The organism is Rossellomorea sp. FS2 (assembly GCF_047915635.1).
In the GTDB taxonomy this organism is placed as follows: Bacteria; Bacillota; Bacilli; order Bacillales; family Bacillaceae_B; genus Rossellomorea; species Rossellomorea marisflavi_A.
On record NZ_JBLRVS010000003.1, the window covers coordinates 136761 to 137338 of the forward strand.

Genomic DNA, 578 nt, shown 5'->3' on the forward strand with positions numbered 1-578 from the left:
CCATTTGATTTCTTGTCTTGGACAAGAGGTCCATCATATGCGGGTGTGGCGGAATTGGCAGACGCACCAGACTTAGGATCTGGCGCCGCAAGGCGTGGGGGTTCAAGTCCCTTCACCCGCACTTTTATCCCTTGAAAAAAGTTGTTGACAAGCGAAATTATCGTGATATAATAGTTAATGTCGCTTCAATAAATGCGGTCGTGGCGGAATGGCAGACGCGCTAGGTTGAGGGCCTAGTGGGTGAATAACCCGTGGAGGTTCAAGTCCTCTCGGCCGCACCAAAAACTTTCAATATTAGCGCCCGTAGCTCAATTGGATAGAGCGTTTGACTACGGATCAAAAGGTTAGGGGTTCGACTCCTCTCGGGCGCGCCATATTTGCTTCTACTGGCTTATACATAATTTTCTTACGGGAAGTAGCTCAGCTTGGTAGAGCACTTGGTTTGGGACCAAGGGGTCGCAGGTTCGAATCCTGTCTTCCCGACCATCACAATTTCATGCGGGTGTAGTTTAATGGTAAAACCTCAGCCTTCCAAGCTGATGTCGTGGGTTCGATTCCCATCACCCGCTCCACTATTT

5 tRNA genes are annotated in these 578 nt (G+C 49.5%); all 5 read left to right on the forward strand.

The window, feature by feature from the left end:
* Positions 1-39: 39 nt before the first annotated feature.
* The 5 genes from ACNA6I_RS10610 (at position 40) to ACNA6I_RS10630 (ending at position 572) form a co-directional block, all read left to right on the forward strand.
* A tRNA-Leu gene (locus ACNA6I_RS10610) sits at positions 40-121 on the forward strand.
* A gap of 73 nt (positions 122-194) precedes the next feature.
* Positions 195-281, forward strand: a tRNA-Leu gene (locus tag ACNA6I_RS10615).
* A gap of 16 nt (positions 282-297) precedes the next feature.
* A tRNA-Arg gene (locus ACNA6I_RS10620) sits at positions 298-374 on the forward strand.
* A gap of 35 nt (positions 375-409) precedes the next feature.
* Positions 410-486, forward strand: a tRNA-Pro gene (locus ACNA6I_RS10625).
* A gap of 12 nt (positions 487-498) precedes the next feature.
* Positions 499-572: transfer RNA gene (locus ACNA6I_RS10630), tRNA-Gly, on the forward strand.
* Positions 573-578 lie beyond the last annotated feature (6 nt).